Below are 15,116 nucleotides of genomic sequence, written 5' to 3'. Positions count from 1 at the left end.
GTTCCAGCGTTACAAGGGAAGCCATTGCTTTGTGTGCTCATCCGCGACTTGAGTTTTCCCAATGCGACATTGCCCGCTGGCGTCAACCAAAGGGGCGTGCAGGGTCCAACAAACGTCTGTGGAACGGGATAAGATCTTCTTCGGCACAATATCCTGATTTCCGCGCCGCCGCCATCGCCGTCGAGAAATCGCTCCCCAGATGTTCATACACCATGCGAACAGCCCGATCACCGGACATGCTTTCGCGTACTGTGCGGGCCACGTAACCAACCCAGAAGTTGTTTTCAAAAGATGCAACGCGGCTAAGGTAGTTAAATGAACAGGTCATGGAATTGCGCCGCGATATAAGGGCTGCGATGCCTTCTTCTTGTTGCATGACAAGGCCGCGGAATTCGCTGGCACTGCGTTTTGCCGACAACCCCTGGGATTGCATGGCTTGGCGCGTCTCGTAGCCGCGGATGTAAGTGACAGTGTTTTCGCGTTTTACAAACACCAAACCTTCGACAAATTGCGAAGCTTCCAGAAAGCTGCGGCGCGTAAAGCGGAAAAAGCCACTGGGAAAGAGATCTTCGGGGATGCCATAGGCGCCACGTCCGACGAAATCGCGTAAAAATGGCCCTGAAATTGGGTCGGACAATGAATTGATCGTCTCGACGGGTTCCAAAAGCATGCGTGCGTCTACATGAAAGAATGCACATATCCGCGCCAAAACATCAGGTCTCGGGAAGCTTTCCCCCGCAAGGTATCTGTTGAATTGGGTGCGGTTGATACCAAGTTGCCGCGACAACTCTGACACAGATTGGTAGTTTTGGGATAAAATCCGCAAATTCGAGCCGAACATACTGCGCAATTCAGCAGGTGTTTTAACGTGGGGGGGCATCTTAGCTCCGTCTGTGTCCTACGTAATAGATCATACCAATTAACGAGTTAACGGCGCGGATTAACTTGATGTTAATAAGTTGACGCCAATTAGAGTCACCTGCGTTGCGCAAGCGCGGCACCACGATACGCACATGGACACAAATTGCAAGAGTACGATACCGAGTTAACCATGTGCACCGGCTCCAAAATCTAGTCAGATATGGCTATTGCGAAACAAGCAGGGCAAGTTTCATGATTGGTGTCATCCTTTGGAGCGACGAAGTAGATCGTCAGGCCGTTATCTGGTGCGAAGATCAGGGCGATCTGGCATTTTTGGATGATGCGAGTTCATTGTCCGAGGGCAAACCGTTTTTTGCTGTCGGAGACGTTGTGCGTTTCGACCTTTACGTCGAGGCGAACCTGCGACGGGCGCACAATGCAACAATACTAGAGGACGACACGGCACAGACGCAAACTGCGCCTCAACGATTGGACACATCACAGGCATCAGCCAAAATTATTCCATTCCGGCCAGTGCCTGAGACACCAACTACACCAAACAAACGCAACGTGCAGGGCGCGTAGACGTTTAATCGCCGCGTGACAGGGCGGCAACACCGGTGCGTGCGACATCAGCAAGCCCCAAGGGGCGCATCAGATCAGCGAAAGCGTCAATTTTTTCGGGCGCACCGGTAATTTCAAAAACAAAGCTTTCAAGCGTGCTGTCCACCACGTTGGCCCGGAAAATATCCGCAAGCCGCAGGGCTTCGACACGTTTATCTCCGGTACTGGCCACTTTGAACATGGCCAGTTCGCGTTCAACGCAAGGGCCCTCTACAGTCAGATCGTGTACTTCGTGTACTGTCACGATCCGTCCCAGCTGCGCCTTGATCTGTTCGATCACTTGCGGGGTGCCGGCGGTGACAATGGTGATGCGGCTTAGATGACCCTGATGGTCCACTTCAGCCACCGTCAGGCTTTCAATGTTGTACCCGCGTCCTGAAAACAACCCAATCACACGCGCCAGAACACCGGGTTCATTTTCGACCAAGACCGCCAACGTGTGACGTTCAATGACGTCTGAAAACGTGGGCCGCAAGTTATATGCGGATTTGGATGAAGCACCTTTTTTGATCTTCAGAGCGGACATGGGATTTTTCCTTACGCAAACGATGTTTAAGCCTACCGCTGTTCCTGTCAAATGACCAGAGAAACACTGTTTTTTTGAGCTTGATAATTGTCGATTAAGAGCTTGGCGATATGAGGGGAAAAAGCACAGAAAGAGACAGTCGATGTTGCTGCAAAATCTGATCGATCAAGCATTTGGTGCACCCGACGGGCTGGCGGCGTTGTCCCGCGATTGGGCGCCTATGCTGGACACATTGCCTGGCTGGTTTTGGAGCGTCGATGAAAACTATACCTTGACGTATCTCAGCGACAATGTCGGCGTGATCACCGGATCCACGCATTCCGATTTAACGGGCATTTCGATCTTGGATCCTATCTATGGTGACGCCAAAACCGAAGCAGGCATAGATGCCTATTATTCGGCCTTACGCGCGCAACGACCGTTTAACAACTTATGCTACGAACGAAACATGAAAGACGGAACGCGCGTGGTTTTGATGGACAGTGCTATTCCGGTCTTCGACGACAAGGGTGCGTTTCGCGGTTTCAACGGCATCAGCATTCATGTCACGCACACAATCGAAAAGGCGGGCGCAACATCCGGTCTGGTCTACGGGCTCAAGTCGCGTGCAGATGCGCTTGAACGTGAACTGTCCACCCGCAACGCAGAGCTGGAGGCCAACAACAAACTTCTCAGCGAGGTATTGGAAGCGATGGGGGAAGGGTTGATTGTGACCTCCAAGCACAAGCTGTTTGACCCGGAAAATGAAGTCATCATGGTGAATCCGGCATACCGGAAACTGTTTGATCTTGATGATGATGACGTGATGCCGGGAACATTGGTGAAAGATCTCACCCGCAAACTGGTAGAGCGGGGGCATGTGTCCAAGGACGACGTATTGCGCAAGCGCTTCGAGGAAGAAACCATGGCCATGCGACCTGTATTGATCGACATTCCCGGTTTGAACCGGACCTGTTCCGTGACCTCGAGTATGCGCCGCAACGGTGGCTACATTCTAGTGCATTCAGATGTCACAGAATTACATGCACATAATCTGATGCTGCAAGAAGCCAAAGATGCTGCCGAGGTGGCTGCGACCACCAAGTCAAATTTTCTTGCCACCATGAGCCATGAAATCCGGACACCGATGAATGGCATCGTCGGCATGGCCGATATGCTCGCGCAAAGCGAATTGGACACGGATCAACAAGAATATATTGAAACGATCCGGTCTTCTGCTTTGGCTTTGACGGGGTTGATTTCGGACATTCTGGATTTCTCCAAGATAGAAGCTGGGCATCTTGAGCTAAAACTGGAACCTTATGAATTGCGCAGCCTGTTGTACGAAGTTTGCGGGTTGTTGAACCCGCTTGCGCAGTCTACCGGGCTGGATTTAAGCCTGCATGTCGATCCGGACGTGCCGGCGGATGTGATGGGCGATGCATTTCGATTGCGTCAGGTCTTGTTAAATTTGCTTGGCAATGCTGTGAAGTTTACGCGGCAAGGACGTGTTGCCCTGACTGTGACGCGAAACCCGAAAACCGGGCTTCTTGCATTTGCGGTGTCTGACACAGGCATCGGTATCCCCGAAGAAATGCTGGATAATATTTTTACACCGTTCGAACAAGTCGATGCAGGCTTGCGGCGAGGTTTCGAGGGAACTGGCCTTGGACTGTCCATCACGCGCAACATCGTAGAAGTCATGGGCGGCACCCTGTCTGTAACATCCCGTTTGGGAAAGGGGTCGCGGTTTTGCGTGGTCATGCCTTTAGAAGAGGCAGCCGCCAGCCTCAAAACTCCCGAAGTTGAGGCACGACATGATCATACATGCTTCGAAGGCGTGCGGGTCCTGGTGGCCGAAGATAACAAGACCAACCAGTTGGTCGTGCGGCGAATGTTGGAAAAAAACGGTGTTACCATCGTGGCGGCCAACAACGGTGAACGGGCGTGCGAGATTTACATGGATGAACGGTTTGATTTGGTTTTGATGGACTTGTCCATGCCCGTCATGAGCGGTCTGGAAGCCAGCGTAACAATCCGGTCATTTGAACAGAACAATGGGAAGACGCGTTGCCCAATCGTGGCCTTGACGGGCAATGCGTTCGATAAAGACAAAGAAGCGGCGCAAGATGCGGGGATGGATGACTTTTTGACCAAACCTGTGCGTCTGGATGACCTTTTGACCTGTCTGGACCGGCATTTGCGTATCGCCAGCTAAGCACCAAGCTAAGCACCGGGGCAGGCGCGCCAGCCCCGGTTGTTGTGCGCCTGAATTAAACCAGAACAGAGCCTTTTGCGTCGATCACACCTTGGGTGTCGGCTTCGCCCAGCAACATTTCATTGTGGGCCTTGCCCGACGGGATCATCGGGAAGCAGTTTTCGTGTTTTTCGACCAAACAATCGAACAGCACCGGCCCGTCATGGTTCAACATTTCCATGATGGCGTCGTCCAAATCATCGGGGTCTGAACAAATGATGCCTTTGGCCCCGAAGGCTTCGGCCAACTTCACAAAGTCGGGCAGGCTTTCCGACCAGCTGGACGAATAGCGTTCACCATGCAAAAGCTCCTGCCACTGGCGCACCATGCCAAGGCGTTCGTTGTTCAAAATGAACTGTTTGACCGGCAAATTGTATTGCATCGCGGTGCCCAGCTCTTGCATGTTCATCAACCAGCTGGCTTCGCCTGCAACATTGATGACCAAAGCTTCCGGATGGCCCATTTGCACGCCGATTGAGGCAGGGAACCCGTAGCCCATTGTTCCCAGACCACCCGATGTCATCCAGCGGTTTGGATCTTCAAAGCCCAGATATTGTGCAGCCCACATCTGGTGTTGGCCCACTTCGGTCGTGATGTAGCGATCGTGACCCTTGGTCAATGCCTCAAGCCGCTGCAATGCGTACTGCGGCTTGATGGTTTTGCCCTTTTGCGTGAACTTCAAGCAGTCGACCTTGCGCCATTCGTTGATCTGGCCCCACCATTTGCCAACAGCGTCCACGTTCGTTTTGCGACCGCGTGATTTCCAAACCTTCAGAATGTCCTCCAACACATGGCCCACGTCACCCACAATCGGAATGTCGACGCGGATCACCTTGTTGATGGACGATGGATCGATATCGATGTGGGCCTTTTTGGATTTTGGGCTGAACGCACTGATCAATCCGGTGATACGGTCGTCAAACCGTGCGCCAATGTTGATCATCAAATCGCAGTCATGCATGGCCATGTTGGCTTCGTATAGCCCGTGCATGCCCAGCATCCCCAGCCAATTGTTGCCAGACGCAGGGTATGAGCCAAGGCCCATCAATGTCGATGTGATGGGGAAGTTTGTGGCGCCAACAAGTTCGCGCAGCAACTGGCTGGCACCGGGGCCAGAGTTAATCACGCCGCCGCCCGTGTAAAACAAGGGGCGTTTGGCCTTTTCAATCGCGGCGACCAGTTCTTCGATCTCTTCCATGTCGCCCTTCAATTTGGGCTGGTAATGTGACACCGACGGTTTCTTTTCGGTGTATTGGCCGTTGGCGAACTGTACGTCTTTCGGGATGTCGACCAAAACCGGGCCGGGACGGCCATTGGTGGCCACATGAAAAGCTTCGTGCAGCACGCCGGACAGTGCGTCCGTCTCTTTGACCAGCCAATTGTGTTTGGTGCAGGGGCGCGTGATGCCAACGGTGTCGGCTTCCTGAAAGGCGTCAGAGCCGATCATGAATGTGGGCACCTGACCCGTCAGAACAACAATCGGAATGCTGTCCAAAAGCGCATCGGTCAACCCGGTCACTGCGTTCGTTGCACCGGGACCTGATGTCACAAGGCAAACGCCGGGTTTGCCGGTGGATCGCGCATAGCCTTCGGCGGCATGCACGGCACCTTGTTCATGGCGAACAAGAATATGTTTGATAGAGTTTTGCTGAAAAATCTCGTCATAAATTGGTAGCACAGCACCACCAGGATATCCGAATACTGTGTCGACACCCTGATCAATCAGGGCTTGAACAACCATTTTCGCTCCGGTCATTTGGCGTGTCATCTTTTTGTGCTCCGTTTAAAGATGTGTCATTTTCATTTGCGCAAAAAAAAGCCCCCGTTCTGGCGGGGGCGCATGGGATCCTTTAGGGAAGTCCGTTACCGGCCCATGCGCTGTTTTCCTAGAATGACGACAAGTGCGTACATACCCTTTGGGCCTTTCGTTGCGTTTTGTGACAATATGTGTGGTAAACAGCAGCGTCAACACCTGCTTGACGGAAAATGTGTCGCAGGGGTGTAATTTTTTGTATTTTTATTTCGCCAAGGGCGCTTCGCGCGACATTTTTGCGAATTGAGTGCCGGTTTTCGCCTGACTTGATCTATTTCGTCTCGATTTCCGCACGTGCGCTTGTGGCAAGAGACTGGATTTCTTCCGCAAGTGATTTGAATTCCGTGGCAATCACAGCCAACCCGCGCCCTGCGTCACCTGCGCGGGCCGCTTCCACAGAGGCGTTGAGCGACACAAGACGCACGTGTTTGCCGATGTGTTCAAGCCGACCCAATGTGGACATGACCGCGCGGGATGATTTTTGGGCTTCGCTGGCCTTTCGTTCCCGCGCACTGTCCAGATCGGTCCACAGCCTGTTGCACAGGCGTGTGACCATATCGTGGAACCCTTTGTTGCGGGCAAAATCCATATGGGCCTTTAGCGCGTTCGCAAGTGCTTTGGCGTTTTGAGGCTGCGCGGCTGTTTTTTCGATAACTTTTGACAGTTCCAGCATATGCAAGACACCGTCGACGTCTGCGGGCATTGTCTTTGCCAGTCTGAACACCCAATCAGCTATTTCCTTCGGGATGTCGTCGTTGATGTAAGTTCCAGTTAACAGTGCTTTAACATCTTCTATTTCGCGTATTTGCTGTGCCAAAAGGTCAAATACCGCAGCTTGTTCTGCATCTGACGGTTTTGTAATGGGGTCGGGCAAATAGATGATGCGTCCGGTCAGCCCGACACGAATAACCTTCGCCCGCGTGGTCGCTATGCGGTCGATCACGTCACGGCGCATCGGAAAGTCGTCAATGCGTGATACGTTGTTAGGAGGGGGCACTGTTTGCGGAGCTTGGATATTCATTCCAAAGGCGATAGCTAAAAATTGCTAATAAACCCTAAAAAGCAAAGGTCAAAGCGTACTGCCTGTGCCCTGCAATACGCCATGCTCCATCGCGTAGCGCGTCAGCCCGGCGGTTGAGGAGATCCCCAATTTTCGTTTGATATTTTTGCGGTGTGTCTCAACTGTGCGCACAGAAATATCCAGCTCATTGGCCACTTGTTTGTTCGACTTACCCTGCGCCAGTTGTAGCAAAATAGTTTGTTCACGCCCCGTCAGCGCATCACGTGCATCGCCGGGTTTGGGTTTCAACGATCCGGCAGCCCCGGTGCAGAGGTATTGTTCGCCCCGCATCACTGCGTCTATCGCCAGCTTGATTTCATCGGTTGGCACATCTTTCAGAACATACCCCATCGCCCCGTGGCTTAGGGCGGACGATATGTATTCGGGGCTGTCATGCATCGACAGCACAAGCACACGTGTGCCCGGGCGCTGTTCGATCACCATTTCTGTGGCGGTCAGGCCGCCCATTTCCGGCATGTTCAGATCCATCAAGATGACGTCGGGGTTCAGGGTTTCAAGTTGCTCTACGACTGCGCGGCCGTTGTTCAAGGTGCCGACCACATCCAGCTCGGGGTAGCTTTCCAGAACGGATTGGATGCCTTGGGCAACCATCGGGTGATCATCAACAATCAGAACGCGGATAGGCTGGGTCATACGGGAACTCGTTTTGCGAGGGTTTCGTCAGAAGAAGGCGGCAGAAGATGCGTGAGCGGAACAGTGGCTTCGATGATTGTGCCTTTGCCGATCCCGCGTGCGGACAGGATGCGCAATGTGCCATCCAACTGCTCAACGCGTTCTTGCATGTTGCGCAATCCGATACCGGGGCCACGCTGTTCTACGGATTGGTTCATACCCCGACCGTTGTCTGATATGCGCAGCGTCGCGCCCCGTTTGTGCCCGCGCAGATCAAGCTTGGCCTGCGTGGCGCCGGCGTGGCGTTCAATATTGGTCAAAGCTTCTTGCGCGATGCGGTACAGCGCGATCTTGGCATTTGAATCCAGCCGGTTGCGAAACACTACGGTGTGAAAGTCGGTTTGAATGCCTGTGCGATCTTCAAAATCTTCGGTCAACGATTTGAGGGCGGGACCAAGCCCCAAATCATCTAGAACACCGGGGCGCAAATCCCGGCTGATGCGACGCACTTCGTTGATGGCAGTGCCCAAGTGTTCAATGCCTTGGTCGAGGGATTGGTCGGCATCTGGCGTGCCACGATCGAATCTGCGCCGTGCACTGTCCAATGTGTAGCGCACGCCCACCAAAATCTGGCTGATGCCATCGTGCAATTCACGCGCCACGCGGCCGCGTTCTTCTTCTTGGGCATCGAAAACGCGCTGGGTCAGTTTCTTGAGCTTGGCATCGGCCAAACGGCGTTCACGAAAGTTGATGACCATGCCTGACAAAAACACCATCAGTATCGCAGCCAGCGTGATCGCTGAGATGTATACGAATGTCCGCTGGATACGGCTTTCAACGTCCGCGCGGGCTGTGGCAACTGTGGCCAGCACATCGTCGATGAACACGCCTGTGCCAACAGCCCACCGCCATGAGGGGAAAGAGGTGACATAAGTGATCATGCGCGCTTCTTTGCCCGTCGAGGGTTTCGACCACAGATGCGTCAAATACCCGTCGCCTTGCCGTGCAATGCGGATCAATTCATCGACAACGGGCGTTCCTTCGCTGTCGGTTTCGTTCACAAAAGTCTGGTTGATGCGTTCTGTTTGACGGGGGCTGACCAGATTGGTGCCATCGTAATCATACACAAAAAAGAACCCGTCATCGCCGTAAATCATCGCTGACAGGATCTGTTTGACCTGTTGTTTCGCTTCTTCGTCATCGGGGGACGCATTTCCATAGATAAAGTAAAACCCGTTGCGTGCCTGAGTGACGTAATTGCGCAGTTCGGCTTTCTTTGCCTCAAGCAACTGGTTTTCCAGTGCTTTGATTTCGCGTTCCGCCAAAGCGCGGCTTTGGACCGCGACAAGGGCTGCGATGGCAGCCACCGCCAGAATAAGGGGGATAGAGGCCACCAAAGATAGCTTTTGACCATAGTTCGGTGTGAAGGCTGACAAGAGGCGGCGCATGGCGAATCGATACGCGGGATTTCGCCCGAATCAAAGGGGGAGGGGGACGCGAGGGGCGGAAAACCATTGGAAATGATGTAAAAAAATCCCCCGATAGCGCTAAATGCGGGGGCTTACGTGCTGCGTCTACGCAGTAATAGGTATTTCAAATTTTCACGATGCGACTAGTGTGGCGACACTCGAAACGATCCGTCTGCGGGGGCAATCCCCCTTTGGACATCATATCTGGGAGGATCACTATATGGATCGTCGTTCATTTTTGAAGACATCTGCACTGGGCGGCACAGCCGCTGCTGCATCTACATTGGCCGCACCTGTTTACGCGCAAGGCAAGCGCACCCTGACAATGGTTACATCCTGGCCCCGCGGTTTTGCGGTTCTGGATGATGCTGCGTCATACTTGGAAAAGTTCGTGGGCGAAATGTCCGATGGCAACTTGACCATCGACAAAAAAGCACCTGGCGAACTGGTTGGCGCGTTGGAAGTGTTTGACGCGGTTTCTTCCGGTCAAGCCGACATGTACCACTCTGCCGACTACTACTACATCGGTCAGCACCCCGGTTACGCGTACTTCACAGCCGTGCCTTTCGGTGGCACAGCACAAGAAGTCACAAACTGGTACGAGCACGGCGGCGGCCAAGAGCTGCACGACGAGCTGGGCGAAATCTTCAACCTCAAAGGCCTGTTGGCGGGTAACTCCGGTTCGCAGTCCGGTGGTTGGTTCCGCAACGAAATCAACTCTGCTGCCGACTTCAACGGCCTCAAGTTCCGTATGCCGGGTCTTGGCGGTAAAGTTCTGGGTAAATTGGGCGCTTCTGTTCAAAACATCCCAGGCGGCGAACTGTATCAAGCGCTGTCTTCCGGTGCTTTGGACGGTCTTGAGTGGGTTGGCCCACAAGCGGACGAACGCGCGGGCTTCCAAGAAGTTGCAAAAGTCTACTACACAGCCGGCTTCCACGAGCCAGGTTCGGCTTTGGCGTCTTCCGTCAACCTTGACGTCTGGAACGACCTGACACCACAGCATCAGGCGATCTTGCAAAACGCATCGCGCGCCACGACACACGTCCAGTTGGCAGAAACACTGTCCAACAACGGCGCGGCATTGGCCCGTTTGCAGCAGCAAGGTGTGAAAACACTGCAGTTTGGTGACGACGTTTGGGATGCATTCGGTGCAGCCTCCAAAGAAGTCATGGACGAAAACATGGGCGACGAACTGTTCGCGAAGATCCGTGAATCGTTCGAAGCGTCTTTGGCGTCTTCCGCAAGCTGGATCAACAAATCCGATGCCTACTATGTCCAACAGCGTATCCGCGTTCTGGGCGGCTGAGGCTTAGCTTAAAAACATCGAATAGGCCCCTGATTTTTAATGATAAATTCAGGGGCCTTTTTGACACAAACCACGATTACAGGCACGCATCGCCTTAAAAGAATTGCAAGGCCCATAACGGGTTCGGGGGGACATCATGGGAAATGAAGGCGTCGTGTCATTTGGACAGCTGATCAGCGGGATCGGGTCAGGCATTGTGTGGATGCTGACCGAAACGGTGATGGCCTTTTACAACATTGCCTACGCGGTAACGCATCCCGGCCTTTGGCTGGACTGGAGCAACAAAGAAGCTGTCATGCGCTTTGTGTATTACGGCGGCTCTACTGAATTTTTCTTTGCAGTGTTCGCCCTCTTTCTGGTGCTGACCATCGGCGGCCTGATCCGGAACGAAATCATGTGGGGGGTCGTGCGTATCCTTGAAGGTTTCGCCAACGGCATCGGCCGCTTGTTTGCTTGGGCTGGCCTTTTGATGGTGCTTCAACAGATTATCATCGTATTTTTGCAGCGGATTTTCACGCGCCCCGACATCTCTATCGGCTTTGGTATTCCGCTTCAGTTCGACATCTCCTGGTTCGCCGAAGAACTGAAGCTTTACAACGCCTTGGTCGTTGCACTTTGTGCGACATATACCTTTGTACAGGGCGGCCATGTCCGCGTGGATCTGGTATATTCCGCCGTCAAATTCCGCACCAAGAAGGTCATCGACATGTTCGGTGCCATTTTCTTCATGATGCCTGCGGCAATCCTGACATGGATGTATGGCTGGTACTTCTTGTGGCGCCACCTGATCGTGCCAAAGCCGTCGGCCTCTGACACATTGGACCGCTTGCTGCTGAAATCACGCGCCATGCGCTGGAACGTCGAAACCATCGGCTTTTCCCCCAACGGATTTACGGGCTATTTCTTGTTCAAAATCCTGCTGGTCGCGTTCACTGCACTGGTGTTTTTACACGCAATAGCTTTCCTGTATCGCTCTTACCTTGAATGGAAAGAGGGCGAAGAAAGCGAAGGCAAATATCTGGATCGCGACACACTTGGCGAAGGCGAAGAAGCCTATGAAGGGACGCACTAATGGAACATTTTCAGAAAAAGTGGGTACCGGTCTTTGGGTCAGCGACCCTCGCTCGGTTCGAAAATGTGACGGGAGCTAAATAATGCTATTTGGTCTTGATGGGGTCGAGATTGGCCTGATTATCGTCTTTGTTTGCCTGTTTGGCGGCATTTTGTCCGGCTTTCCCGTGGCTTTTGCCATCGGTGGTGCGGGTGTCATATCTTTCGGCATTATTGCCGCCTTGGACAGTGCAGGATTGCTGATCCACCAAGCCATTGACCAGTCTGCACAAGCCTACCGCGATTTGGTCAATTCCGGCGTTGATCCCAACAGCATCAGCGTCTTCAGGTTCCCTGACCTGCCACGCATCGGTGAGCCTGTGTTCCCGAAAGGCTGGGAAGTTGCACTGGACCGGAACGTATCGTTCATCGTGAACCGCATGAATGAACGCGTGTTCGCGGGGGCTTCTATCGAGACGCTGCTGGCGGTTTTGATGTTCGTTATGATGGGCATCACGTTGGAGCGCTCAAAGATTGCCAACGACCTGCTGACCACAATGGCGCGTGTCTTTGGCCCGTTGCCGGGTGGTTTGGCTGTTTCGATTGTAGTGGTTGGTGCCTTTTTGGCGGCCTCCACGGGGATCGTCGGCGCAACAGTGGTGACAATGGGCCTGCTGGCGTTGCCGACAATGCTGCGCAATGGGTACTCACCTGAGATCGCAACGGGCGTCATCGCGGCCTCTGGCACTTTGGGGCAGATCATTCCGCCGTCCATCGTGATTGTTTTGTTGGGCACGTTGGCGGGGGACTTGTATTCATCCGCGCAAGAAGCACGCGCCATGTCCGTGGGCTGCCAATCGGCGCTGACGTATTTGGGTGAGCCTGCGGTTGTGTCTGTCGGTACCTTGTTCCAGGCAGCCTTGTTGCCGGGCATTCTGTTGGCGTTGCTCTATGCGCTTTATGCCTTTGGATACGCGTTGTTGAACCCCGACAAAGCCCCTGCGGTGCCGATGGGATCCACCAACGCCGAACCCGTCACACGCGGTGAAGCGCTGACATGGTTCTTGTTTGTGCCAGTGGCGTTGATCGTGGGCACGGTGCTTTTGGGCAATCTTGGGATTGTGGGCAGCCAAAGCATGGTGGTGTCTTCGTTCTCCGACATAGGCGAAAGCGCGTCTTTGCGCACCAATGTCTCTGAAATGTGCCAAGCAGCGATGATCGAATTGCACGGCCAGCCTGCATGGGATGCAGCCGTGGCACAGCAAGCGGCCATTGAAGCAGCAGGCGGTGTTCAACAGTCCGAACGTCTCAGCCCTGAGGCGTTGCAAGCGGCGATTGATGCAAAAGTCGCAGCTGCAGCCCCCATCGGGACTGGCACAGCCATTTTGCTGATCTTTATGGGGCTGATCCTGAGCGTCGCACGCGGCGTCTCACCATCGGCAAACCCGCGCCCTCTGATCGTCGGTGGCATTGGTGTTGTGTTGGCTTTGATTGTGGACATTGCCTTGGTCGGCCCCGAAACATCGGCTGGCGTTTATGTCGCCATGATGTTCCTGCCAGCAGTGGCGATCCTGTACGGGGTTGTCTTTGGTGTCACGCTTTGCGCCAAAAACGAACTGATCCGCGTGGTCTTTCCACCGCTGATCCTGATCGTGGCTGTTCTTGGGTCTATCCTTGGCGGCATCACAAACCCGACGCCTGCTGCGGCTCTTGGGGCAGGTGGGGCGATCATGTTGGCGGCCTACCGCAAACTGCGTGACACAGACCGCTCACCCAAGGTCATCATCTGGTCTACGCTGGCCATCATCATCTGCATCCTTGTGGGCGTGAATTTTGATCTTCGCATCAACCAAGACGATGTGTCTTTTGAAAGCTGGGTGGCCTTCTTCGTGGCTTACGGCGCTTACATGTACGCATTGTTCGGCTTGTTGTTTTCCTGCTGGATCCTGTTCACAAGCGGCGTCTTGACGCCAGTGGTACGGGAAACCGCCAAGGTCACGTCCATGGTCTTCACCATCCTGATTGGATCGCAGTTGTTGAACCTTGTGGTCATCAGCTTCGGGGGCGAACATTACATCCAGCAATTCCTCAAGTCGTTTGACAATGAGGTGACGGTCTTCCTGATTGTGATGCTGGTGCTGTTCATCCTTGGGTTTGTCTTGGACTTCCTTGAGATCATCTACATCGTGATCCCTATCGTTGGTCCCGTCATCTACGGCGGCACCTTCGACCCCAAATGGGTGACGATTATGATCGCGGTGAACCTGCAGACGTCCTTCCTGACACCGCCCTTTGGATTTGCGCTGTTCTACCTGCGCGGGGTCGCCCCCAAAGAGGTCACAACACGTCACATCTATCGCGGCATCCTGCCATTCGTTCTGATCCAGGTGGGGGGATTGTTCCTGCTCTATTGGTTCCCTGCGATTGTCACGATCGTGCCGGACCTGATCCCGAACTGATCGAGGCAAAATTGCAAACCGGAAAGGCCGCTCTTTTGAGTGGCCTTTTTTTGGGGTCTGGTGTTGGGTGGTGGGCAAGGAGACGACGAAATGGCCCAACCCGACTACGCAGCGTCGCGAACTGTGGATTTTGACGAAATTCCCGTTGTGGATGTGTCCGAACTGGACACCGCAGTCGGCCGCGCCCGCATCAGTGCTGACATCATGGCGGCGGCGCAAACGTCGGGGTTTTTCTATATTTCGGGCCATGGCATCCACCAGGGCCTGATAGATCGCGCCTTTGCCGCCTCGCGTGACTTCTTTGCTTTACCGGCGGATGACAAAGCCACGGTACAGGTGAACACGGATCAGCGCGGATGGATGGGGCAGGGCATGACCCATCTGGAGGGCGCCAAAACCCACGACGCCAAGGAAGTGTTCTTTTGGGGGTGGGATGTGGATGCAGACAACAAGGACGTCAAAGCAGGTGTGCCGATGGTGGCCGTCAACCAATGGCCAGACGCGGTCGCCCCTGATTTGAAGCCACAGCTGATGGCTTATTATCTCAGTGTCGTAGACATGGGCCGCAAGATCATGGGTGCCCTTGCCACCGGGTTGGGGCGCGAGGCCACATTTTTCGACAAAGCCTATGCAGCGCCTTTGGCGCGGGGGCAATTGGTCTACTATCCGGCCATGACCGAAGACGACCGGATGGCCCAGCGCTTTGGTGCAGCGGCCCATTCTGATTTCGGAGCGCTTACAATTTTAAAGCAAGACGACGTGGGCGGGCTTCAGGTGCAAAACCTTGCTGGGGAATGGATCGACGCGCCGCCGCTGCCGGGCACATTCGTGTGCAACATCGGGGACCTTCTGGAACGCTGGAGCAATGGGCGTCTGGTGTCCACCAAACATCGGGTGTTGAACAGTTCGGGACGCAGCCGGTACTCGGTGCCGATCTTTTTCGACCCCGCCAGCCAGACACCGATTGATCCGGCGGATTTCGGGGCAGTTGATCCGAATTATACTGTTGTCACGGCCGGCGAACATATCGCAGGCCGCAACGGGCGCAATTTCAAGCAGTATCAAAAAGACTAGGCGTT

At 54.1% G+C, this 15,116-nt stretch carries 12 protein-coding genes; 6 read left to right on the top strand and 6 right to left on the bottom strand.

What is annotated here, in order from left to right; genetic code table 11:
* Window positions 1–82: 82 nt before the first annotated feature.
* Window positions 83–880 (bottom strand): helix-turn-helix domain-containing protein, encoded by a 798-nt coding sequence (locus ASD8599_RS11145; RefSeq protein ID WP_245926010.1) that lies wholly within the window; start codon window positions 878–880, stop codon window positions 83–85.
* Between the two features lie 233 nt (window positions 881–1,113).
* On the opposite strand from ASD8599_RS11145, the gene ASD8599_RS11140 reads away from it, so the two are divergent.
* The gene (locus ASD8599_RS11140; protein ID WP_108828603.1) at window positions 1,114–1,446 is read left to right on the top strand and encodes a hypothetical protein; all 333 of its coding nucleotides are present in this window, start codon (window positions 1,114–1,116) and stop codon (window positions 1,444–1,446) included.
* Window positions 1,447–1,450: 4 nt separating this feature from the next.
* On the opposite strand, the gene ilvN is transcribed toward ASD8599_RS11140, so the two are convergent.
* Window positions 1,451–2,011 carry an acetolactate synthase small subunit gene (ilvN, locus tag ASD8599_RS11135; protein WP_108828602.1) on the bottom strand — a complete coding sequence of 187 codons (561 nt, stop codon included), beginning with the start codon at window positions 2,009–2,011 and terminating at the stop codon, window positions 1,451–1,453.
* A 142-nt stretch (window positions 2,012–2,153) separates the two neighbouring features.
* On the opposite strand from ilvN, the gene ASD8599_RS11130 reads away from it, so the two are divergent.
* Window positions 2,154–4,208: an ATP-binding protein gene (locus tag ASD8599_RS11130; RefSeq protein ID WP_108828601.1), complete on the top strand. Its 2,055-nt coding sequence runs from the start codon at window positions 2,154–2,156 to the stop codon at window positions 4,206–4,208.
* Window positions 4,209–4,263: 55 nt separating this feature from the next.
* On the opposite strand, the gene ASD8599_RS11125 is transcribed toward ASD8599_RS11130, so the two are convergent.
* The 4 genes from ASD8599_RS11125 to ASD8599_RS11110 all read right to left on the bottom strand — a co-directional run bounded on the left by ASD8599_RS11125 (window position 4,264) and on the right by ASD8599_RS11110 (window position 9,201).
* Entirely contained in the window at window positions 4,264–6,015 is a 1,752-nt protein-coding gene (locus ASD8599_RS11125; RefSeq protein ID WP_108828600.1) for an acetolactate synthase 3 large subunit, read from the bottom strand.
* 316 nt (window positions 6,016–6,331) lie between these two features.
* Window positions 6,332–7,081, bottom strand: coding sequence for a methyl-accepting chemotaxis protein (locus ASD8599_RS20500; protein WP_108828599.1), 750 nt, complete (start codon window positions 7,079–7,081; stop codon window positions 6,332–6,334).
* 48 nt (window positions 7,082–7,129) lie between these two features.
* Window positions 7,130–7,774, bottom strand: a complete 645-nt coding sequence (locus ASD8599_RS11115; protein WP_108828598.1) for a response regulator transcription factor — start codon at window positions 7,772–7,774, stop codon at window positions 7,130–7,132.
* On the bottom strand, window positions 7,771–9,201 hold the full coding sequence (locus ASD8599_RS11110; RefSeq protein ID WP_108828597.1) for a cache domain-containing protein: 1,431 nt from the start codon (window positions 9,199–9,201) through the stop codon (window positions 7,771–7,773). Before ASD8599_RS11110 ends, ASD8599_RS11115 begins: the two co-directional genes overlap by 4 nt.
* 241 nt (window positions 9,202–9,442) lie before the next feature.
* Here ASD8599_RS11110 and ASD8599_RS11105 point away from each other — a divergent pair, with 241 nt between their 5' ends.
* The 4 genes from ASD8599_RS11105 to ASD8599_RS11090 all read left to right on the top strand — a co-directional run bounded on the left by ASD8599_RS11105 (window position 9,443) and on the right by ASD8599_RS11090 (window position 15,111).
* Window positions 9,443–10,528 (top strand): TRAP transporter substrate-binding protein, encoded by a 1,086-nt coding sequence (locus ASD8599_RS11105; RefSeq protein ID WP_108828596.1) that lies wholly within the window; start codon window positions 9,443–9,445, stop codon window positions 10,526–10,528.
* A 202-nt stretch (window positions 10,529–10,730) separates the two neighbouring features.
* The gene (locus tag ASD8599_RS11100; protein ID WP_422664767.1) at window positions 10,731–11,600 is read left to right on the top strand and encodes a TRAP transporter small permease subunit; all 870 of its coding nucleotides are present in this window, start codon (window positions 10,731–10,733) and stop codon (window positions 11,598–11,600) included.
* 82 nt (window positions 11,601–11,682) lie between these two features.
* Window positions 11,683–14,037, top strand: a complete 2,355-nt coding sequence (locus ASD8599_RS11095) for a TRAP transporter large permease (protein WP_108828594.1) — start codon at window positions 11,683–11,685, stop codon at window positions 14,035–14,037.
* Between the two features lie 90 nt (window positions 14,038–14,127).
* Window positions 14,128–15,111: an isopenicillin N synthase family dioxygenase gene (locus ASD8599_RS11090; protein WP_108830136.1), complete on the top strand. Its 984-nt coding sequence runs from the start codon at window positions 14,128–14,130 to the stop codon at window positions 15,109–15,111.
* Window positions 15,112–15,116: the final 5 nt, after the last annotated feature.

Origin of the sequence: Ascidiaceihabitans donghaensis (assembly GCF_900302465.1) — a bacterium.
Taxonomy (GTDB): Bacteria; Pseudomonadota; Alphaproteobacteria; order Rhodobacterales; family Rhodobacteraceae; genus Ascidiaceihabitans; species Ascidiaceihabitans donghaensis.
This window is presented reverse-complemented; position numbering and strand designations above follow the sequence as displayed.

Excerpts from the sequence above, each read along its gene's own strand:
- ASD8599_RS11145 (WP_245926010.1), bottom strand. The coding sequence starts at position 880 with ATGCCCCCCCACGTTAAAACACCTGCTGAATTGCGCAGTATGTTCGGC.
- ASD8599_RS11140 (WP_108828603.1), top strand. The coding sequence starts at position 1,114 with ATGATTGGTGTCATCCTTTGGAGCGACGAAGTAGATCGTCAGGCCGTT.
- ilvN (WP_108828602.1), bottom strand. The coding sequence starts at position 2,011 with ATGTCCGCTCTGAAGATCAAAAAAGGTGCTTCATCCAAATCCGCATAT.
- ASD8599_RS11130 (WP_108828601.1), top strand. The coding sequence starts at position 2,154 with ATGTTGCTGCAAAATCTGATCGATCAAGCATTTGGTGCACCCGACGGG.
- ASD8599_RS11125 (WP_108828600.1), bottom strand. The coding sequence starts at position 6,015 with ATGACACGCCAAATGACCGGAGCGAAAATGGTTGTTCAAGCCCTGATT.
- ASD8599_RS20500 (WP_108828599.1), bottom strand. The coding sequence starts at position 7,081 with ATGAATATCCAAGCTCCGCAAACAGTGCCCCCTCCTAACAACGTATCA.
- ASD8599_RS11115 (WP_108828598.1), bottom strand. The coding sequence starts at position 7,774 with ATGACCCAGCCTATCCGCGTTCTGATTGTTGATGATCACCCGATGGTT.
- ASD8599_RS11110 (WP_108828597.1), bottom strand. The coding sequence starts at position 9,201 with ATGCGCCGCCTCTTGTCAGCCTTCACACCGAACTATGGTCAAAAGCTA.
- ASD8599_RS11105 (WP_108828596.1), top strand. The coding sequence starts at position 9,443 with ATGGATCGTCGTTCATTTTTGAAGACATCTGCACTGGGCGGCACAGCC.
- ASD8599_RS11100 (WP_422664767.1), top strand. The coding sequence starts at position 10,731 with ATGCTGACCGAAACGGTGATGGCCTTTTACAACATTGCCTACGCGGTA.
- ASD8599_RS11095 (WP_108828594.1), top strand. The coding sequence starts at position 11,683 with ATGCTATTTGGTCTTGATGGGGTCGAGATTGGCCTGATTATCGTCTTT.
- ASD8599_RS11090 (WP_108830136.1), top strand. The coding sequence starts at position 14,128 with ATGGCCCAACCCGACTACGCAGCGTCGCGAACTGTGGATTTTGACGAA.